We start from the raw sequence: 20,691 nt of genomic DNA, 5'->3' as shown, positions 1-20,691 counted from the left end.
GGGGGCGATGGTCAGCCGCCGGCGCAGGCTGAACACCGGGTCCAGCACGCTGCCGTGGGTGCGCGACAACGTGGCCCCGGGCTGCATCGCCTGCGCCTGCCGCAACGTGCGCCCGCGGCCGAGGAAACGCAGCCGGTCGCTTTCATATCCATCGTCGGGATCGTCGCCGGTCGCGGGCTCCAGCGTGGCCCGGTGCGCGGCCCAGACCTCCGGTTCGTCGGGGGCACGGCGCCGGCGCGTGGCCAGCAGGATGCCGCCGCGGATGACCCATTCGGTCTGCACGAACATTTTTGAAAATGCCGGATGCGCGGCATCGGCCGCAGCGGGCCCCAACACCAGTTCGGCGTACGAGGTCAGCGACAGCCGCCGTGGCTGCGCGCCGTGGTTGCGGATGGTGACGCGGCGCCACTCAAGATCGCGATCGGCCGCAACCGCAATCTCCAGCCGGCTTTGCAGCGTTCCATGGTGCCGGTCCAGCCGCACATGGCCTGCGCCAAACGCCACTTCACCTGCATCGCTATCGCCGTCGCCCGGCTGCAGCCCCGCAGGCCAGACCTCGCCGCTGTCCTCATCGCGCAGCAGCAGGTGGCTGCCCCAGCCGTCCCCGACCGGATCTTCGCGCCAGCGGGTCACCGCCAGTCCGCACCACTGGCTGTAACCGGCGCCGGCCGCGGTCACCATCACCGTATAGCGCCCGTTGCCGAGCAGCTTTACCTGCGGGGGGAGGTCAACCGGCAATGACGAACCAGGGCTCATGGGGCACCACCACTGCGCTGTGCGCGGGATGCAACGAATCGGCGTCAACGGGGGCCGAGCATACGCCCCACCACGGCGCCGCTGTTGTGAAGCCGCGGCGTGCGGGGCGACGATTGGGCAAGCCTGAAACCCGCCCCATGGCCCGCCTGCGCCGGGCGGTGGCGAAACCCGCGCACGCGCGCCGCCGCAGCATTCCTACACGCCGCCCATGCAGCCGGTTGCCGCATGCTCGACCCGTCATGGCCGGAATGCTGCAACGCCAGTGACCATGGTCCGTCTGCCCTGGACGCAATTGATGTCACCGCTGACCTCGCTCACGAATGACGCCATGCTTGACCGCCTGCAACACGCGGCGTTCGACTATTTCCTGCTGAACGTCAACCCGCTCAATGGATTGGTGGCCGACACCTCGCGGCCGGGCTCACCGGCCAGTATTGCGGTGGTCGGCTTTGCACTTTCCGCCTATCCGGTGGCGGTGGAGCGCGGCTGGATCGAGCGGCGCGATGCGGTGCAGCGCAGTGTCGCGGTGTTGCGGTTCTTCCACGACAGCGATCAGAGCGGAAGCGCCACCGCCACCGGCTACAAGGGGTTCTATTACCACTTCCTGGACATGCACAGCGGCACGCGGATGTGGCAGTCGGAACTGTCGATGATCGATACCGCGCTGTTGATGGGCGGCGTGCTGGCCGCGCGCATGTATTTCAGCGCGCCCGGCGTGGAGGAAACCGAATTGCGCGCACTGGCCGAGGCGCTGTACACGCGCGTGGACTGGTGCTGGTCGCAGGGCGGTGACGACACCATCCGCCAGGGCTGGAAGCCGGAAAGCGGCTATCTGCATTACGGCTGGGAAGGCTACAGCGAGGCGATCCTGCTGTACGCGCTGGCGATGGGCTCGCCGACGCACCCGATCACCGGCAGCTGCTACAAGGGCTGGACCGCCACCTACCAGTGGGAAAACCTCTACGGGTACGACTATCTCTACGCCGGGCCGTTGTTCATCCACCAGTTCTCGCATGCGTGGATCGATTTTCGCGGCATCCGCGACCGCTTCATGCGCCAGGTGCGCTCGGACTACTTCCACAATTCGGTCAACGCCGTGCAGATCCAGCGCGAGTACGCACGCCGCAATCCGTACGAGTTTGCCGGCTACAACCAGCACTGCTGGGGACTGTCGGCATGCGATGGCCCCAGTGACGCGCAGCCGTCGCGGCCGCAGGTGCCGCGACGCCGGTTCGGCTATGCCGCGCGCGGGGTGCCGTATGGACCGGACGACGGCACCCTGTCCGCCCCTTCGATGCTGGCCTCGCTGCCGTTCGCGCCCGACGCCGTGCTGGACTCGATCCGCTACCTGCTGCAGCACTACCCCGAGGTCCTGACCCAGGGCCGGCTGGCGAGCAGCTTCAACCCGTCGCTGGCCGCGGCCAGCGGCCCGGCCTGGGTGTCGGCCGGACACTACGGACTGGATCAGGGAATCGTGCTGATGATGATCGAGAACTACCGCAGCGGCTCGATCTGGCAGCGCATGCGCGACTGTCCGTGGCTCGCTCGCGGCCTGCAGCGTGCCGGCTTCCGCGGCGGTTGGCTGCCCGATTCTCCCGACCCCGCGCCGGAGCGGGCCTGATGGGCAACTGGACGGCCCCGGTGAACGCGGCACCACAGGATGCGTTCGAGCGCGAGCGCGTGGCCAATCTGCGACCACCGCACTGGCGCAATCCCGAACCGTCGGCCTGCTACCAGCTGGTGGTGATCGGCGCCGGCGCGGCCGGACTGGCAGCCGCCAGCATAGCCCGGGCGCTGGGCGCGAAGGTGGCGCTGGTCGAGCACGGCATGATCGGCGGCGACTGCCTCAACAGCGGCTGCATTCCCTCCAAGAGCCTGATCCGCACCGCGCAGCTGTACGCCGAAATGCGCAACGCCGGCCAGTACGGTGCCCGCGTGCCAAGCGACATCACGGTCGACTTTGCCGCGGTGATGCAACGGGTGCGGCGGATCCGCAGCCACCTCAGCAAAAACGATTCGGCACTGCGCCTGGCCGGGGAGGGCATCGACCTGTTCTTTGGCAGCGCCCGCTTCTGCGCGCCGAATGCGCTCACCGTCAACGGCGACACGCTGCGCTTCAAGAAGGCCCTGGTCGCCACCGGCGCGCATCCGGTGGTGCTGTCCATTCCCGGCCTGGCCGAGGCCGGCTACCTGACCAACGAGAACGTGTTCAACCTGACCGAACTGCCGCGCCGGCTGATGGTGATTGGCGGTGGCCCGCTGGGCTGCGAACTGGCCCAGGCGTTCTGCCGGCTGGGCTCGAAAACCACGCTGGTGCAGGACATGCCGCTGTTCCTCGGCAACGAGGAACGCGATGCCGCGCAGCTGCTGTCCGATGCATTCGCACGCGATGGCATCGAGGTGCGGCTCAACACGGTGCCGGTGGCGGTGCGGGTGGAAAACGGCGAAAAGCAGGTCGATCTGGTCAGTGCCGACTACCGCAACACGGTGACGGTGGATGCGATCCTGACCGGCATCGGTCATGTGCCGCACGTCCAGCACCTGGGGCTGGAAGCGGCCGGGGTCGACTACAGCCTGAGCGAGGGCATCGGCGTCGATGATTTCCTGCGCAGCAGCAACCCGGACATCTATGCCGCCGGCGACGTGTGCCTGGAACACAAATACACCCACACCGCCGAGGCGGCGGCGCATCTGGTGGTGCAGAACGCGCTGTTCGCCGGGCGCGGGCGCATGAGCGAACTGGTGGTGCCGTGGTGCACCTTCACCGATCCGGAAATCGCCCATGTCGGCCTGTACGTGCGCCAGGCCAACCGGCTGGACATCCCGGTCAAGACCTTCACCATTCCGATGCACCAGATCGACCGCGCGGTAACGGACAGCGAGCAGGGCGGTTTTGTGAAGATCCATACCCGCGGCCGCACCGACAAGATCCTCGGCGCCACGATTGTCGCCCGCCATGCCGGCGACATGATCAACGAGATCACCCTGGCGATGGTGTCCGGAATCGGGCTGCGCACGCTGGCTAGGGTGATCCATGCCTATCCCACCCAGGCCGCGGCGATCCAGCGCGCGGCGCAGGCCTATTACCACACCCGTTTCACCCCGCGGGTGCAGGCGCGCGTGCAGCGCTGGCTGGCGCGCTGACTACTGCCGCGCTGTCACACCGCGTTGCCGGCCACGCGCGAACAATGAGGCTCGCCGCTGCGGCACCGACCTTCACCACGCTCCGGGAGCTTCCATGGAAATCGGCATGATCGGCCTTGGCCGGATGGGCGCCAACATGGCCCTGCGCCTGCTGCGCGGCGGGCACCGGGCGGTGGGGTTCGACCCCAGGACCGAGGCACGCGCGGCGTTGGAAAAAGAAGGCGCCGGCTCGGCCGATTCGCTGGCCGCGCTGGTCGCCGCGCTGCCGGCCCCGCGGGTGTTGTGGCTGATGGTGCCGTCCGGGGCGATCACCGATACCACCCTGGACCAGCTGCTGCCGCTGCTGGCGGCCGGCGACACCGTGGTCGATGGCGGCAATTCCAACTACAAGGACACCCTGCGCCGCGCCGCCACGTTTGCTGGCCGGCAGCTCCAGTACGTCGATTGCGGCACCAGTGGCGGCGTGTGGGGGCTGGCCGCGGGCTACAGCCTGATGATCGGTGGCGACAGCGCCACGGTGGAGCGCCTGCGCCCGCTGTTTGAAACCCTCGCCCCGGGCAGGGACCAGGGCTGGGGCCGGGTCGGGCCGGTGGGTGCGGGCCACTTCACCAAGATGATCCACAACGGCATCGAGTACGGAATGATGCAGGCCTATGCCGAAGGCTTTTCGATCCTGCAACACAAGCACGATTTCGCGCTGGACCTGCACCAGGTGGCGCAGATATGGCGCTACGGCAGCGTGGTGCGCTCGTGGCTGCTGGACCTGACCGCCACCGCACTGGAAGCCCATCCGGGCATGGCCGGGATCGCCCCGTATGTCGCCGATTCGGGCGAGGGGCGCTGGACCGTGGATGAAGCCATCGACCTGAACGTGCCGGCGCCGGTGATCACCCAGGCGCTGATTGAACGGCTGCGCTCGCGCGATACCGATTCGTTCTCCGACAAGCTGCTGGCGGCCATGCGCAACCAGTTCGGCGGGCATCCGCTCACGCACGAATAAGCCGCGCCGCGGCCTTCAGCGGTCGAGCACGGCCAGCGCGCGGCTGCAGACGTGTTCGACGGTGAAGCCGTATTCGCGCAACAGCACCGCCGCCGGCGCCGACGCACCGAAATGTTCGATCCCGAGCATGTCGCCGTGCGCGCCGACATAGCGCTCCCAGCCCTGCGACACCCCCAGCTCGATGGCCAGGCGCGCAGTAACCGCCGGCGGCAGTACGCGCTCACGCTCGGCCTGTGGCAGGGCCTCGAACAACTCCCAGCTCGGCATCGACACGCAGCGCACGGCGATGCCCTGCGCCTGCAGGCGTTGCGCCGCGGCCAGCATCAGGCTGACTTCCGAGCCGCTGGCGATGAGGATCAGCTCCGGCGCGCCAGCCGCCGCGTCGCTGAGGATGTAGGCGCCTTGGCGCAGGCCCTCGGCACTGGCGTAGTGCTGGCGATCCAGCGTGGGCAGGCTCTGCCGGCTCAGGATCAGCGCCACCGGCGCGTCGCGGGTTTCCAGCGCCACCTGCCAGGCCACGGCGGTTTCATTGGCATCGCCCGGGCGCAGGGTGATCAGGTGCGGCAGCGCGCGCAGGTTGGCCAGCTGCTCCACCGGCTGGTGGGTCGGGCCGTCCTCACCCAGGGCGATGCTGTCGTGGGTGAACACATGGACCACATGCAGCCCCATCAGCGCGGCCAGCCGGATCGGCGGGCGCATGTAGTCGGAGAAGATCAGGAAGGTGGCGCCGAACGGGATGAAGCCGCCATGGGCCGCCAACCCGTTCACGATCGCGCCCATCGCGTGTTCGCGCACGCCGAAATGCAGGTTGCGGCCCTGCGCGCTCCAACCGGCCGCGTCCGAGCCCTGCAGGTCCTCGCCCGGCGTGGCGGGCGGATTGAAGTCGCCCTGGTCTTTGAGCGCGGTTTTTGTCGAGGGGTCCAGGTCGGCCGAGCCGCCGGTCAAGGCCGGCAGTCGCGGCGCGATCGCATTGATCACCTTGCCCGAGGCCTCGCGGCTGGCCATGCCCTTTTCGTCGGCGGGGAATACCGGGATATCCGCATTCCACTGTGGCGGCAGTTGTCCGTCCAGGCGCTGGCGCAGTTCCCCGTACTCCGCTGGAAATGCCTCGGCATAGGCCTGCAGGCGCTGCTCGTACGCGGTCTCCAGATCGCCGCCGCGTACCAGGGCCTCGCGGAAATGCGCGCGCGCACGCTCCGGCACCAGGAAGTCCGGTTCGGTCGGCCAGCCCAGCGCCTGCTTGGTCCGGCGCACATCCTCCACCCCCAGCGGCGAGCCGTGCGCCTTGAAGCTGTCCTGCTCGGGCGAGCCGTAGCCCAGATGGGTGCGCACCAGGACCAGCGAGGGCCGGGCAACGTCCTCATGCGCCGCGCGCAGGGCCGCATCGATGGCCTCGATATCGTTGCCATCGGCCACGTGCAGCGTCTGCCAGCCATAGGCCTGGAAGCGGCGGGCGCGATCTTCGGAAAAGGCCATGTCGGTGCCGGCCGACAGGGTCACCAGGTTGTCGTCGTACAGGCACACCAGCTTGCCCAGCTGCAGGTGCCCGGCCAGCGAGGCGGCCTCCGAGGCCACTCCTTCCATCAGGTCGCCATCGCTGACGATCGCATAGGTGTGATGGTGGATCAGCGCGTGCCCGGGACGGTTGTAGCGCGCCGCCAGCTGCGCCTCGCCGATGGCCATGCCCACGGCGTTGGCCATGCCCTGGCCGAGCGGCCCGGTGGTGGTTTCCACCCCCGGCGTGTGCCCGCGCTCGGGATGGCCCGGGGTCTTGCTGCCCCATTGCCGGAACTGCTTGAGATCGTCCAGCGACAGGTCGTAGCCGGTCATGTGCAACAGGCTGTAGAGCAGCGCCGAGCCGTGTCCGGCCGACAGCACGAAGCGGTCGCGGTCGACCCAGCCCGGATTCAGCGGATGGTGCCGCAGCCAGCGGGTCCACAGCACATAGGCCATCGGCGCGGCGCCCAGCGGCAGGCCGGGATGGCCACTGTCGGCCTTCTGCACCATGTCCACGGACAGGAAACGCAGGGTGTTGATGCACAGCTGGTCGAGTTCGGCGGACATGGCGGTTACCTGCAAGGTAATCAGGAGGCGGAGGGCGCGGCGGCGCGGCCGGCGGGATCGCCGCCCTGCAGGGCGGTATCCACGATCTGCTGGGCCTGCTGCAGGATCGCCTGCAGGTGCGCGTCATCCTTGAAACTTTCGGCGTAGATCTTGTAGATGTCCTCGGTACCGGACGGGCGCGCGGCAAACCAGCCGCTGGCGGTGCTGACCTTGATGCCGCCGATCGGCGCATCGTTGCCGGGGGCGCGATCCAGCACGCTGTCGACCTTCTCGCCGGCCAGCTGGGTGAGCTGCAGCTGGTGCGGCGAGAGCCGGGCCAGTTGCGCCCGCTGCGGCGCGGTGGCCGGCGCCTGCACCCGGTCGGCGAAGGGCGTGCCCAGGGCCTGCGCCAGCGCCTGGTAGCGCTGGCCCGGATCGACCTGTTCGCGGGCGCTGATTTCCGCCGCCAGCAGCGCCGGTACGATGCCGTCCTTGTCGGTGGTCCACACCTGGCCGTTGCGGCGCAGGAACGCGGCGCCGGCGCTTTCCTCGCCGCCAAAGCCGAGCGAAGCCCCCAGCAGGCCCTCGACAAACCACTTGAAGCCGACCGGCACCTCGAACAGCGGGCGCCCCAGCTGGCGGGCGATGCGGTCGATCAGGCCGGTGCTGACCACGGTCTTGCCGATCCCCGCCTTCGGGTTCCATTGCGGGCGATGCCGGAACAGGTAATCGACCATCACCGCCAGGTAATGGTTGGGCGGGATCAGCCCGCCGCCGCGGGTGACGATGCCATGGCGGTCGTGATCGGTATCGCAGGCGAATGCCACGTCATAGGCCGCCTTCAGCCCGATCAGCCGCTGCATCGCATAGGGCGAGGACGGGTCCATGCGGATCCGTCCGTCCCAGTCCACGGTCATGAAACCGAACTGCGGATCCACCTCCTCGCTGATCACGCTCAGATCGATCCGGTAGCGCTCGGCGATCGGCGCCCAGTAATGCACCCCGGCGCCGCCCAGCGGATCCACCGCCAGGTGCAGGCCGGCGCCACGGATCAGCTCGAAGTCGATCATGGCGCCCAGATCGCCGACATACGGCTCCAGATAATCGAATGCGTGGGTGCTGGCCGCATGCCGCGCGCGCAGGTAGGGCATCCGCCGCACGTCGCGCAGCCCGCCGCGCAGCAGCGCGTTGGCGCGCTGCTCGATCCAGCCGGTGACATCGACATCGGCCGGGCCACCGTTGGGCGGGTTGTACTTGAAACCGCCGTTGTCGGGCGGGTTGTGCGAGGGGGTGATGACGATGCCATCGGCCAGCCGCGTGGTCCGCCCGTGGTTGTGGCCGAGGATGGCGTGGGAGATCACCGGGGTCGGGGTGAACTCGCCGTTGCGCGCGATCATCGTGTCCACGCCGTTGCCGGCCAGCACTTCCAGCGCGCTTTCAAATGCCGGCTGCGACAGCGCATGGGTATCGAAGCCGATGTAGAGCGGGCCGTCGATCTGCTGGCGCTGGCGGTAGTCGCAGATCGCCTGGCTGATCGCCAGCACGTGCCATTCGTTGAAACTGCGCTGCAACGAGCTGCCGCGATGGCCGGACGTGCCAAACACCACCTGCTGCGCCGGCACCGACGGATCCGGGCGCAACCCGGCATAGGCGGCCAGCAGCCGGGCCACATCCACCAGCAGCGACGGCGGCGCCGGCTTGCCGGCCAGCGGACTGATCGCGGTGCTCATGGCCCCCCCGGCGGCGCGGCGGGCCCGCGCCCGGGCGCCTTGTCGGCGATGCGCTGCAGCAGCTGCTGCCAGGATTTGACGAACGCCGCCGCACCGTCTTCCTGCAGCTGGTGGGCCAGCGCGTCCAGGTCGATCCCGGCCTGTGCAAAGCGCGCCAGCACGGCCTCGGCATCGCCGCCGTCCACCGCCATCGGGCCTTCCAGCACGCCGTGGTCGGCAAACGCGCGCAGGGTGGCCGGCGGCATCGTGTTGATGGTGCCGGGGGCGGCCAGGGCCTGGATGTACAGCGTGTCTGGCGCCTGTGGATCCTTGGTGCCGGTGCTGGCCCACAGCAGCCGCTGCGGCAGCGCGCCGGCGTCGGCGAGGGCGCGCCAGCGCGGCGAGGCCAGCAGCTCGCGGTAGGCGCGATAGGTGCGCCCGGCCATGGCGATGCCCAGCCGGTTGTGCAGCGCCGGCTCCACCCGCGGGTTGGCCGCCACATCCCAGCGACTGACAAACAGCGAGGCCACCGAGCTCACCCGCGGATCGAGCCCGTCGGCGATGCGCCGCTCGATGCCGCGCATATACGCCTCGGCGCTGGCCAGGTATTGCGCGCAGGAGAACAGCAGGGTCACGTTGATCGGAACGCCGGCATGGATCGCGTCCTCGATCGCCGGAATCCCCGCCGGAAGGCCGGGGATCTTCACCAGCAGATTGGGACATGCGGCCTGGGCATGGATCTGGCGTGCGGCGGCGGTGCTGCCGGCGCTGTCGTGGGCCAGCAATGGCGACACCTCCATCGACACCCAGCCATCGCCGTGGTGACTGGCCTCGAACACCGGCCGGAACAGCGCGGCGGCGCGGCGCAGGTCTTCCAGCGCCAGCTCGATGAACAGCGCCTCGCCCGATTTGCCCGCCGCCACTTTCTCGGCGATGCCGGCGTCATAGGCGTGGCCGCTGCCAATGGCCGCATCGAAGATGCTGGGATTGGAGGTCAGCCCGGTGATGGAGAACTCGTCGATGTACTGCCGCATCGTGCCGTCATCGAGGATCTGGCGGGTGATGTTGTCCAGCCACAGGCTCTGGCCGAGCGCGTGCAGGTGCCGGGTAGGGTTCATGTCGACTCCGGAGAGGATGTGATCAGCGGGACGGGCCCATTGGCGCGGGCGGACGGCTGGCGCGCGGCGGCGAAGTCCGCCAGTGCGAAGTGGCACAGCTGGCCGATGTGATCGACGCTGAGGTCCGGTGCCGGGTCCACGGAGGCGGTCTGCACCGCGGCGGCGTAATGGCCCTGGCGCACGAACACGGTGGTGACGCGCGTGCCCAGCTCGCGCTTGACCGCCGCCAGCAGCAGCGCCTTGTCATCGACCATCACGTAGTGGCCGGCCGGAAACCGCTGTTGCATCGCGGCCAGCCGCTGCTGCTTGTGCACGTACACCAGGACCCGCCCGGCCACCGCCTGCCACAGGCCGCAGCGGCGGATCTTGTGCGGCTGGAACACGATGTCGCCATCGGAAAAAATCACCGGGGTGCCGAGCGTTTCCAGGTGCCGCAGCGTCTGCCGCGCCTGCGGATAGAAGCGCTCGGCGAAGGGATAGTCGAACAGGAACGCGGACAGCTGCAGCAGGGCCGGCTCGTCGTCATTGTCCAGCCGCAGCTGCTGCAGCGCGCCGAGATAGTCGGCGTAGCCGAGCGTGCGCTTCAACCCGGCATACAGCGCCCAGTAGCGCTCGCGCTGTCCGGCTCCGACGCTGCGGTCCAGCTGCGCGCCAAGGTCGGCGGCAAAGCGGTCGTTGTCGAGCAGGGTGTTGTCGACATCGAGCAGGAACAGCGGGCGCTGCGCGCTCAGCATGGCGCGCCCGCCTCCGGCTGCGGATCGTGCCAGCCCTCGGTGTCGGCGACGATCGCCGCCGCTGCGGGTGGCCCCCAGCTGCCGCGCGGGTAGGACTGCACCGGTCCGGGGGCATCCAGCACCGGCTGCACCACCGCCCACGCCTGTTCGACGCAGGCATCACTGGTGAACAGCGTGCCGTCACCGCGCAGGGCATCGCCCAGCAGGCGCTGGTAAGGCAGCGCGTCGTAGCCGGGCTGATTGCGCGCCAGCAGCTCCACGCCTTCGCCGCGCATCCCCGATCCGGCCTGCTTGACCCGGGTCCCGGCGGCGATCACCACCTCGGGGCTGAGCCGGAAGCGGAAGAAGTTCGATTGCGCCGGGCTGATGACGTCGAACACCGGCAACGGCGGGGGGTTGAGGTCCACCCTTACTTCGGTGGTGGTGATCGGCAGGCATTTGCCGGCGCGCAGGTAGAACGGCACTCCGGCCCAGCGCCACGTGTCGATGTGCAGCCGCAGCGCGATGAAGGTTTCAACCTGCGAGTCGGGCGCCACGCCTTTCTCGTGGCGATAGCCGTCGAACTGGCCGCGCACCACGTTGCCCGGTTCCAGCGGACGCATCGCCCGCAGCAGCCGCAGCTTCTCGGCGCGCATCCCCGCCGGGTCGGTGCTGACCGGCGCTTCCATCGCCAGCAGGGTGACCACCTGCAGCAGGTGGTTCTGCACCACGTCACGCAGCGCGCCCGCTTCCTCGTAGAAACTGCCGCGGCCTTCGATGCCGAAGCTCTCGGCCAGGGTGATCTCCACACTGTGGATATAGCTGCGGTTCCACAGCGGTTCCAGAAAACTGTTGGCGAAGCGGAAGTACAGCAGGTTCTCCACCGCCTCCTTGCCCAGGTAATGGTCGATGCGGAAGATCGCCGATTCGGGAAACACCGTTTGCAGCGTGCGGTTCAGCGCCTGCGCCGAGGCCAGATTGCGACCGAACGGCTTTTCCACCACGATCCGCGCATTGTCGGCACACCCGGCCTTGGCCAGTCCCTGCACCACGGTGGCGAACATGCTTGGCGGAATGGCCAGGTAATGCAGCGGGCGTCTGGCCTGGCCCAGCCGTTGCCGCAACTCGTGGTAGACCGCGTCCTGGGTGTAATCGCCGTCCAGATAGTACAGCTGCGCGCACAGCCGGGTGAAGGCAGCGGGGTCGAGCGTGGCGTGTTCTTCGATGCTGGCGCGCGCGCGGTCGCGCAGCTGTTGCTGGCTCCAGCCGCTGTAGGCGATGCCGATGATCGGCATCTCCAGCTCGCCGGCGAGGATCATCGCCTGCAGCGCAGGGAAGATCTTCTTGTACGCCAGGTCACCGGTCGCACCGAAAAATACAAACGCGTCTGAACAGGGGCTGGTCATGGCCGCAACACCGGCAGCCGCGCTGCCGGCAAGGTGCTCGCTGTCATCGCCAATGCATGGCCTGGACCGTCACCGTGCTCCCGGCCACGTTAAGGCCGGGCATGGAGCGGCTTTCACACCGCGCAACGCCCGCCCTGCCGCGCTAGGACGGCGGCGCGCAGCGCACCTGCAGGGAGTGGTCCCTGCCGTCGTCGACCAGGGTGATCGGCGCCCCGGCATCCAGCGGCTGCACGCCATCGGCGGGCGCATCGGCGCGGATGACGGTGATGTGGTAATCGGTGCCGCCATAGCGGTAGTCCACGGTGAAGGATGGCCATTCCGGCGGCAGCAGCGGCGCGATCCGCAGTTGCGCGCCCTGCACCTGCACGCCGAGCAGCGATTCCAGCAGCAGCCGGTACATCCAGCCGGCCGAACCGGTGTACCAGCTCCAGCCGCCGCGGCCCACGTGGCGCTCCGCCGCGTAGACATCGGCGGCGACCACGTACGGTTCGAGCTGGTAGATGCCGGCGGCGGCATCGCTGCGGCCGTGCCGGGTCGGTTCGAGCAGGCGCAGCAGCTGCCACGCGCGCGGGCCATCGCCGCGGGCAGCGAAGGCCATGGCGGCCCAGATCGCGGCCTGGGTGTACTGGCCGCCGTTCTCGCGCACGCCCGGCACATAGCCCTGGATATAGCCGGGAGCGGGCAGCGAACGGTCGAACGGGGGCGTCAGCAATCGCACCAGCCCGCTGTCCTCGTCGACCAGGTGCTGCAGCAGCGCCGCCATCGCCTGCTGCTGGCGGCCGTCATCGCCCGCGTCTGACAGCACCGACCAGCTCTGCGCGATCGAATCGATCCGGCATTCGGCGTTGCCGGCCGATCCCAGCGGCGTGCCATCGTCAAAATAGGCGCGCCGGTACCAGTGGCCATCCCAGCCATGCCGCTGCAGATTCTTCTTCAGCGTTGCAGCCTCGGCTTCGCAGTAGCCGGCAAACCCGGCATCACCGTAGCGACGCGCCAGCGGCGCGAACTGCAGCAGCACGTGGCGCAGGAAGAAGCCGAGCCAGACACTTTCCCCCCGGCCGTGTTCACCCACCAGGTTCATGCCATCGTTCCAGTCGCCGCTGCCGATCAGCGGCAGGCCATGCACGCCGCGCGCCGCGGCATGTTCGATGGCGCGCACGCAGTGCCGGTACAGCGGCTCGCGCAACTCCGTGCGGGCCGACAGGTCGTAATACGACTCCTCGCCGGCATTGAGCGGCCGGCCTTCGAGATAACCGGCCGGTTCATCGAGCACCGCCTGGTCGCCACTGGTGGTGACATACCGGCTGACCGCCAGCGGCAGCCACAGGTAGTCATCCGAGCAGCGGGTGCGCACGCCACGCTCCAGCGGCGGATGCCACCAGTGCTGCACGTCACCCTCCAGAAACTGGTGCTCGGCGCACAGCAGCAGATGCTGCCGCACCCGGTACGGCGCGGCATGCACCATCGCCATCGCATCCTGCAACTGGTCGCGGAAACCGATCGCCCCGCCGGACTGGTAATAGCCGCTGCGCGCCAGGAAGCGGCAGGCGATGGTCTGGTACATCAGCCAGCCATTGACCAGCACATCCACCGCCGGGTCCGGCGTATGCACCTGCACCCGGCCCAGCACCCATTGCCAGTGCAGCCGTACCGCCTCCAGTGCCGCTGCCGCGGTGCCGGGGCCGCGGCAGCGCTGCAGCAGTTCCACGGCCGCGCGGGCGTCGGCGGCCACCCCGAGGCGGAACACCACCTCGTGTTCTTCGCCCGGTTCCAGCTCGAAGGGCACCTGGAGCGCCGCGCACGGGTCCAGCCCGGCCCCGACCTGTCCGGACAGGCGCGCGTTGGCCATCGCCGCCGGCGCCCGGGTGCTGCCGTTGCGGCCGAGAAATTCCGTGCGGTTGCCACTGAGGCTGCGGCCCGGATCGTCGACATCGAAAAACGCCACCCGATCGGGAAATTCGGTGTTGTAGGCATTGCGCGCCAGCAACGCACCGGTGAGCGGATCGGTCTCGGTCACCACATACATGCCCATGCGCGCGCGCAGATCGCCCAGCACCCACTCGACATACCCGGTGGCCGACAGCCGCCGCCGGCGCGCGGAGTCGTTGCGGACCTTCAGCACGATGAACTTGACCGGCAGATCCTGCGCCACGTACATCCACACGCTGCTGCCGACGCCATCCTGCTGGTGCTCGAACACGCTGTAGCCGAAGCCGTGGCGGATCCGGTAGCTGCCCTGGCCGCGACACGGCAACGGGGTTGGCGACCAGTAGCGGCCGCTGTGCTCGTCGCGCAGGTACAGCGCCTCGCCACTGGCATCGGTGACCGGATCATTGGCCCAGGGCGTGAGCCGGAATTCGTGCGCATTCTCGCCCCAGGTATAGGCGCTGCCGCTTTCGGAAACGACGCTGCCGAACTGCGGATTGGCCAGCACATTGGCCCACGGCGCCGGCGTGGCGTGCCCGGCGGCCAAGGTGATGATGTACTCGCTGCCATCGGCACTGAAGCCGCCGTAGGGCCCTTCCAGCAACAGCGGCAATGGCGCCGGCGCCGGTGGCGGCAGCTCCCGCTCGGGCGTGCCGCTGACCGCCAGCTGCGCCGGATACAGCCGCAGCGGCCGGCGCGCCGCCTGCTCGGCAAGACTGCCGCCATTGCCGGTCAGCACCAGCCGCGCCACGGTCTGCACCAGGATGCGGTCTTCGCTGGCGATCTGCTGCGCCGGGACCACGAAGATTCCCCCGGCCCGGTTGACCAGGCTCGCCTCCACCCCCGAGCTGATCAGCCCCATGACCATGTCCTGCAGCTGCTGGCGATAGCCGGCGTGGTCTTCGATCAGCACCACCAGGTCCACCGCCAGGCCCTTGAGCCGCCAGTACGCGTGGGCCTGCACCAGTTGCCGGGCCAGCGGCACATGCGCCGGGGTGGAGATGTGCAGCAGCACGATCGGCAGGTCGCCGGAGATCGCCTGTCCCCACAGCGCCGACTGGCCACGGCGGTTGGCGCGCAGGATCGCCGCGTCGGCGCGGACGGCGGCGTTGGCATACAGGATCGAGGCGGCCATCAGCTCGTACAGTTGCGCGTCGGCGTGGCTGGCGTTGAGCTGGCGCAGCATCACCTGGCTGTGGGTCCAGGCCAGGTCGACCACGCGCTCGGCCAGATGCCGGTCGCGGTATTTGGCGATCAGATGCAGGCAGGCCTGGCGGCTGTCGGCCACGCCGGTGACCATGTCCACCAGCGCCGACTGCTCCGGTTGCAGCGTGATCCGGCAGCGGATGGCGACAATCGGGTCCAGTACCGCGCCGTGGCTGTCCGAGAGCCGGCCCTCACCGCCGGCACCGGCCTGCAGCACCACCGGGTCGGCCACGCTGCGGCCGCGGCCGATAAAGCGGGCGCGATCGGTTTCGTAGGAAATCTGCTGGACATCGGCCTCGTGCACGGCCATCAGATGGCACATCCACGGCGCCGGATCGGCGCCCGAGCGCGGCCGCCGGGTACAGACGATGGCCTGCAGTTCCGGGATCAGCTCGGTCTGCACGAACAGCTTGCTGAAAGCCGGGTGCAGCGCATCGGCGATGGCCGGCGCCAGCACCACTTCGGCATAGCTGGTGATCTCGATCGTGCGCGCGACCCGGCTGCGATTGGTGAGGCGGACCCGGCGCAGCTCGATGTCGTCCTCGGACGACACCACAATTTCGGTATGCGCGTCGTAGTCCTGGTGACGCACGCGGAACTCGGCGCGGGCATCGGAAAACGCCGCCTCGTAGTGCTCCACCGGTTGCAGCAACGGCTGATGCGTGGCCGACCAGCACTGGCCGCTGGCGACATCGCGCAGGTAGCAGAACAGGCCCCAGTCATCCCGGCTGAGGTCCTCCTGCCAGCGCGTGACCGCCAGCTCGCCGCAGCGGCTGTAGCCGCCGCCAGCGCTGCTGACCATCACGTGGTAATGGCCGTTGGACAGCAGCTGCACCGCCGGCCGCGAGCGGTCCGGGTCGGTGAATATCCGCAGCGTGGCCTCGGCGTTGGCGGTGGCCCCGGCCGGGTTTCCGGTCGCATGCAGGTACTTGACCGCGGTGCGGGGCATCCGTTCCTGCAGCAACAGCAACGTCGCCCGCAGGTGCGGATCGGTCTGGAAGCGGCGCTGCATCGGCTGCTGCCGCAACAGATAATCCAGCGCCAGCAGACTCATCCCCTGGTGATGGGCCATGAAGGCCCGCAACACGACCGCGCGTTGCCCGCGCGGCAAGCGCGCCGGGGTGTAGTCGACCGCCTCGTACAGGCCGAAGCGCCCTTCCAGCCCCTCGGCGGCCAGCCGCTGCAGATTGGCGCAGGCCGGCCCGGGCGCCACCATCAACGCCAGCGCGCTGGCATAGGGCGCCACCACCAGTTCTTCTTCCAGGCCCCGTTTGAGCCCCAGCCCGGGCACGCCGAACGCGCGGTACTGGTAGTTCAGATGGATGTCCATGATGTTGTACATCGACTCGGAGATGCCCCACGGCACCCCGCGTTGACTGCCGTATTCGATCTGCCGGGCCACCGCGGCGTGGCAGGTCTGGTCGAGCAGGCTGTCCTCGTAGCCGGGCATGACCAGCAACGGCATCAGGTACTCGAACATCGAGCCGGTCCATGACAGCAGCACCGGCTCGCCGCCGGTGGTGGTCAACAACCGCCGCAGCATGAACCAGGTTTCCTGCGGCAGTTGTTCCTGGGCGATGGCGACAAAGCTGGCCAAGCGCGCTTCGGAGGCCAGCAGGTCGTAATGACCGTTGTCGAGGCGGCGCTCTTCCAGGTTGTAGCCGATGGTCAGCAGCTCGGCGAGCGGATCGTAGAGGAAGCCGTATTCCATGACCGCCATCGCGGCCAGCTGCGCGGCCAGCCCAGTGATCTCCTGCACCAGTGCGGTGGCGACCGGCTGCAGCGGGCGGGCGGCCAGCTGCCGCAGCGTGGCAAAGCCTCCCACCGCAGGCTCACCGGCAGCGGACGCGACGCTGAAACCGGCCAGATAGGTGCGGGCATCGTCGCACTGCGCCGCCAGTGCGCTTATCCAGAAACCGGCCTCATCGTCGGCCTCACCGGTATGGGCGGCGGCCACGGCGGCGCTGAGCCGCTGCAATCGCGGCAGGCACACCTGCGCGGCCTCGGGTGTCAGCGGCGGCGCCGCGCGCGCCTGGTCCAGCTCGCGCTGCAACGCGGCCAGCCCGCCGGTATCGATCGCCTGCGCCGCGCAGGCCGTACGCAGCACCTGCACGGTGTCGTCCAGCCCGTCCAGCAATCGCGGGTCGAACACAGGCTCATCGACCAGGGCCAGCAGGCCGGCGCGCAGCGTCAGCAGGTGCCCGGCCAGGTTGCCGCTGTCCACGGTGGAGATGTAGTGCGGGGGCAGCGGCTGCAGCGTGAGCGTGTCGTACCAGTTGTAGAAATGGCCGCGGTGTCGCGGCAGCTGCAACATGGTCTGCAGCGCCGGTGCGGTGCGGTGCAGCAACCGCTGCGCCGTCAGGTAGCCGAAGTCATACGCGGCCAGATTGGCCAGCAGTGCCAACCCCATATTGGTCGGCGAGGTGCGATGGGCGATGCGCGCGGGCTGCTCCTGCACGTTGTCCGGCGGCAACCAGTTGTCCTGCGGGCCGACATGGGCTTCGAAGAAGCCCCAGGTTTTACGGGCCAGCGCACGCAGGAAGCGCAGCTCGATGGCGGACGGGGCGAACTCCGCGCGTCCGGACGGCCGCCCCACCCACCACGCCAGCGCGGGGGCCAGCAGCCACAACAGCAGGACCGGCGCGGCCACCGTCAGCGCCGCGGGCCGCTGCAGCGCCAACGCGGGCAGCAGCGCCAGCGCAAGCCCCGGGGCGATCCACATCAGCCGGTAGTGCCCGGCCAGGCTCGCCGTGCTGGTGCGTTCCGTCTCGCGCGAGGCGTTCCACTGCAACCGGTGACGATGGCTGATCGCCATCCGCCACAAGGTGCGGATCACCGCATCGAGGCTGTAGAGCGCCTCGTGCGGCAGCCACGCCAGCGTCAACCCCACCCGTAGCAGCTGCTGCCCGGTCGCCTGCAGGCACAGCCGCAGGTGCTGGCCGAACGGCAGGTCGCGCGGCTTGCGCAGCAGCGTCAGCACCGCGGCCAGCAGTCCCGGCAGCAGCAGCACCGCCACCACCAGCATCGTCCACGGCAGCAGCGGCGAGAGCACCAGCCACGCGGTCAGCAGCAACCCCTGCAGCACCACCGGCATCAGGCTGCGGCGCAGGTTGTCGAATATCTTCCAGCGCGACAGCAGCGACAGGTGGACGGGTCCGGTGCGGTCCTTGCGCGGCACCCGCGGCCACAGCCACGGCAACAATTGCCAGTCGCCGCGGATCCAGCGATGGCGGCGGGTGACGTCGGCGCTGTAGCGCGAGGTGTATTCCTCGTACAGCTGCAGATCGCTGATCAGCCCCGAGCGCGCATAGCAGCCCTCGATCAGGTCATGGCTGAGGATGCGGTTGTCGGGAAAGCGGTCATCAATGGCGCGCTCGAATGCCTGCAGGTCGTAGATGCCCTTGCCGATGAACGAGCCTTCGCCAAACAGGTCCTGGTACACGTCCGAAACCGTGCGTGTATACGGATCGATGCCGGCATCGCTGCCGAACAGGCGCGCATAGCTCGAGCGCGCCGCGCTGGGCAGGCTGATTCCCACGCGCGGTTGCAGGATCGCGTACCCGGCCACGACCCGGCCTTTTTCCGGGTCGTAGCGTGGCTGGTTGAGCGGATGCGCCATGGCGCCGATGAACTGCCGCGCGCTGCCCCGCGGCAGCTGCGTATCCACATCCAGGGTGATGACATATTTCACCTCTTCCAGCACGTCGAGGCGGCCGACGATCAGGCAGAAGCGATCGGTCCGGCCGCCCAGCAGCAACGCGTTGAGGTCGGCCAGCTTGCCGCGCTTGCGCTCGTGTCCCATCCATACCCGTTCGAGCGGATTCCAGCGCCGGGGCCGGTGGAACAGGAAGAAGCGCTCACCGCGTGCATCGCCATGGATCGCATTGAGCCGCTCGATGCCGTGCTGCGCGCGCGCCAGTATCGCCGCGTCGTCGGCCATCACTTCGGCAGGGGCATCGCCGAAGTCGGTCAGCAGTGCGAAATGCAGGTACTCGTCACGGTTGGCGAGGAAGCGCACCTCCAGCCCTTCGATCAGTTCATCGACATCCTGCAGCCGCGAAAACATGCACGGCACCACCACCAGGCTGCGCTTGTGGACGGGCACGCCTTTTGAATAATCCATGCGCGGCAGCATCTGCGGCTTCAGCACGATCGACGCCAGCCAGTTCACCAGGCTGATCGCCAGCTGGCCGGCGGCCATCACCCCGGCCACGGCGAGCAGCAGCCGCCAGTGCGTGGGGATGCCGGTGTGCGCCAGGCGGTGCAGCAACGGCCCGCAGATGCCCAGCGTCAGCAGCGTGATCGCGCCGAAATAGAACCGCAGCGGGAACCGCGTCAGCCGTTGCTGCCATGCATCGCGATAGCCGGGCCGCGCGCCGAGGTGCCGTTGCAGCAGCGGCAGCCCGTGGCCGACCAGGTAGAAGCCGACATGGCCCTGGCTGCCGGCCGCCCCCGCAGCGGGCTGGCGGGCCAGCGCCAGCGCGCTCTGCGCCACCTCGACCTCGCTGCGAGCGCTGTTGCGCGCCAGCCGTTCCACCACGTGGCGATAGTCGTCGCGGGTGGCGAAGTCCATTTCCGCATAGACCGCGGCCGGATCGTCGCGCAACACGCGCTCGACCGCGCTGGCACTTTCCACGAATTCGCGCCAGTCCACGGTGGCCAGCAGGCGCAGGCTGGCGATGCTGTTGCCGATCGACACCTGGTCGGCGGCCTGCTGCTGGGCTTCCAGCTGCACCAGGCGCTCGATGCCCAGCCCCGACTCGGCCAGGTGCTGTTCAACCCAGTTCAACGGCAGCGCCAGCGCCGGCCCCTGCCCCTGCAACCGCCGGGTCAGTTCGGCGACAAACGAGCTGGCCATCGGCGGCGCGGAGCGGGCCATGTCGGCCAGCGTCAGCACCACATTTTTGGGATCGCGCTCGGCCACTTCCACCATCCGCTCGGCCCACTGGCCGGCCAGATTGCGTTCATCCCAGTCGGCCAGCACCGATGCCGCGATCCGGCGCAGATTCTCGATCAGCGCCAGCCGCAGCATGATCGGAATGGCCCACAACTCGCCCAGGGTCAGCTCGGTGACGCGCTGGTAGGAAGCCACGAAGCGGCCCAGCCGTTCGCGGTCGATGCGGCCGTCGCCATGGCTGATCGTTTCGATGGCGATATCGTAGACCCGCGGCCGTTGCGCGTTTGCCCCGTTGAGCAACCGCGGCAGCTCGCGGCTGTAGCCTTTGGGCAGATGCCGATGGGCGGTGCGGATCTGTTCTTCGATCAGGTAGTAGTTGTCGAGCAGCCATTCGGCGGCCGGGGTGATGGCCCGATCCGCGCCATGGGCGCGGGTCAGCAGCTCGCAGGAACGGGCCAGCAACGCCTCGTTGGCCGCCAGCCGCTGCAACAGCCAGTTCCCCGGCGAACAGGGCCCGGACCGATGCGCGCTGGCCAATGCGGCGCCATACACATCCATCTGCTCGGCACTGAACAACTCCGAACGCAGGATCGGCTCGCGCAGTTGTTGCCGTGGCCGGCTACGGCTGGCACCCGGACGGAACCCGACTCTGAGCCGGCGGATCCGGCGCGCGAGAAGGAAGGAACTGATCATGGAAAGTCGCCTTCCTTTGCAGCTCGGGCAGGGCAACGAAGCAGGGCCGGCCGCGGCGGGAACCAATTGCAGACGCGCCG

The 20,691-nt window shown here is 68.9% G+C and carries 9 protein-coding genes and 1 pseudogene; 3 read left to right on the top strand and 7 right to left on the bottom strand.

All coding sequences use genetic code 11. The annotated features are described in order from the left end of the window. Positions 1-756: pseudogene (locus QZH66_RS04860) on the bottom strand (glycosyl transferase family 36); the annotation flags it as partial. Between the two features lie 268 nt (positions 757-1,024). On the opposite strand from QZH66_RS04860, the gene QZH66_RS04855 reads away from it, so the two are divergent. The 3 genes from QZH66_RS04855 (at position 1,025) to gnd (ending at position 4,900) form a co-directional block, all read left to right on the top strand. Continuing rightward, a complete protein-coding gene (locus QZH66_RS04855) occupies positions 1,025-2,377 on the top strand; it encodes a glucoamylase family protein (RefSeq protein WP_305804831.1) in 1,353 nt (450 codons plus the stop codon). Further along, positions 2,377-3,900, top strand: a complete 1,524-nt coding sequence (locus tag QZH66_RS04850) for a mercuric reductase (protein ID WP_305804830.1) — start codon at positions 2,377-2,379, stop codon at positions 3,898-3,900. The genes QZH66_RS04855 and QZH66_RS04850 overlap by 1 nt, the downstream gene beginning before the upstream one ends. Positions 3,901-3,994: 94 nt before the next feature. Further along, the gene (gene gnd / locus QZH66_RS04845; protein WP_305804829.1) at positions 3,995-4,900 is read left to right on the top strand and encodes a phosphogluconate dehydrogenase (NAD(+)-dependent, decarboxylating); all 906 of its coding nucleotides are present in this window, start codon (positions 3,995-3,997) and stop codon (positions 4,898-4,900) included. Between the two features lie 15 nt (positions 4,901-4,915). On the opposite strand, the gene tkt is transcribed toward gnd, so the two are convergent. The 6 genes from tkt to QZH66_RS04815 form a co-directional block, all read right to left on the bottom strand. Next, positions 4,916-6,964 (bottom strand): transketolase, encoded by a 2,049-nt coding sequence (gene tkt, locus QZH66_RS04840; RefSeq protein ID WP_305804828.1) that lies wholly within the window; start codon positions 6,962-6,964, stop codon positions 4,916-4,918. Between the two features lie 20 nt (positions 6,965-6,984). Beyond that, on the bottom strand, positions 6,985-8,673 hold the full coding sequence (gene pgm / locus QZH66_RS04835; protein WP_305804827.1) for a phosphoglucomutase (alpha-D-glucose-1,6-bisphosphate-dependent): 1,689 nt from the start codon (positions 8,671-8,673) through the stop codon (positions 6,985-6,987). Beyond that, on the bottom strand, positions 8,670-9,770 hold the full coding sequence (gene tal / locus QZH66_RS04830; RefSeq protein WP_305804826.1) for a transaldolase: 1,101 nt from the start codon (positions 9,768-9,770) through the stop codon (positions 8,670-8,672). Before tal ends, pgm begins: the two co-directional genes overlap by 4 nt. Continuing rightward, a complete protein-coding gene (locus tag QZH66_RS04825) occupies positions 9,767-10,504 on the bottom strand; it encodes an HAD family hydrolase (protein ID WP_305804825.1) in 738 nt (245 codons plus the stop codon). Before QZH66_RS04825 ends, tal begins: the two co-directional genes overlap by 4 nt. Further along, the gene (zwf, locus tag QZH66_RS04820) at positions 10,498-11,889 is read right to left on the bottom strand and encodes a glucose-6-phosphate dehydrogenase (RefSeq protein ID WP_305804824.1); all 1,392 of its coding nucleotides are present in this window, start codon (positions 11,887-11,889) and stop codon (positions 10,498-10,500) included. The genes QZH66_RS04825 and zwf overlap by 7 nt, the downstream gene beginning before the upstream one ends. 142 nt (positions 11,890-12,031) lie before the next feature. After that, positions 12,032-20,611, bottom strand: a complete 8,580-nt coding sequence (locus tag QZH66_RS04815) for a glycoside hydrolase family 94 protein (protein WP_305804823.1) — start codon at positions 20,609-20,611, stop codon at positions 12,032-12,034. Between the last annotated feature and the right edge of the window lie 80 nt (positions 20,612-20,691).

The organism is Stenotrophomonas sp. YIM B06876, from assembly GCF_030711595.1.
Taxonomy (GTDB): Bacteria; Pseudomonadota; Gammaproteobacteria; order Xanthomonadales; family Xanthomonadaceae; genus Stenotrophomonas.
The sequence above is the reverse complement of the archived record's forward strand: the minus strand, read 5'-3'. Positions and strand labels throughout refer to the sequence as shown.

Bases quoted from the DNA above. Each gene is read 5' to 3' on its own strand.
- QZH66_RS04850 (WP_305804830.1), top strand. From the start codon at position 2,377: ATGGGCAACTGGACGGCCCCGGTGAACGCGGCACCACAGGATGCGTTC.
- tal (WP_305804826.1), bottom strand. From the start codon at position 9,770: ATGAACCCTACCCGGCACCTGCACGCGCTCGGCCAGAGCCTGTGGCTG.
- pgm (WP_305804827.1), bottom strand. From the start codon at position 8,673: ATGAGCACCGCGATCAGTCCGCTGGCCGGCAAGCCGGCGCCGCCGTCG.
- gnd (WP_305804829.1), top strand. From the start codon at position 3,995: ATGGAAATCGGCATGATCGGCCTTGGCCGGATGGGCGCCAACATGGCC.
- QZH66_RS04855 (WP_305804831.1), top strand. From the start codon at position 1,025: ATGGTCCGTCTGCCCTGGACGCAATTGATGTCACCGCTGACCTCGCTC.
- tkt (WP_305804828.1), bottom strand. From the start codon at position 6,964: ATGTCCGCCGAACTCGACCAGCTGTGCATCAACACCCTGCGTTTCCTG.
- zwf (WP_305804824.1), bottom strand. From the start codon at position 11,889: ATGACCAGCCCCTGTTCAGACGCGTTTGTATTTTTCGGTGCGACCGGT.
- QZH66_RS04825 (WP_305804825.1), bottom strand. From the start codon at position 10,504: ATGCTGAGCGCGCAGCGCCCGCTGTTCCTGCTCGATGTCGACAACACC.
- QZH66_RS04815 (WP_305804823.1), bottom strand. From the start codon at position 20,611: ATGATCAGTTCCTTCCTTCTCGCGCGCCGGATCCGCCGGCTCAGAGTC.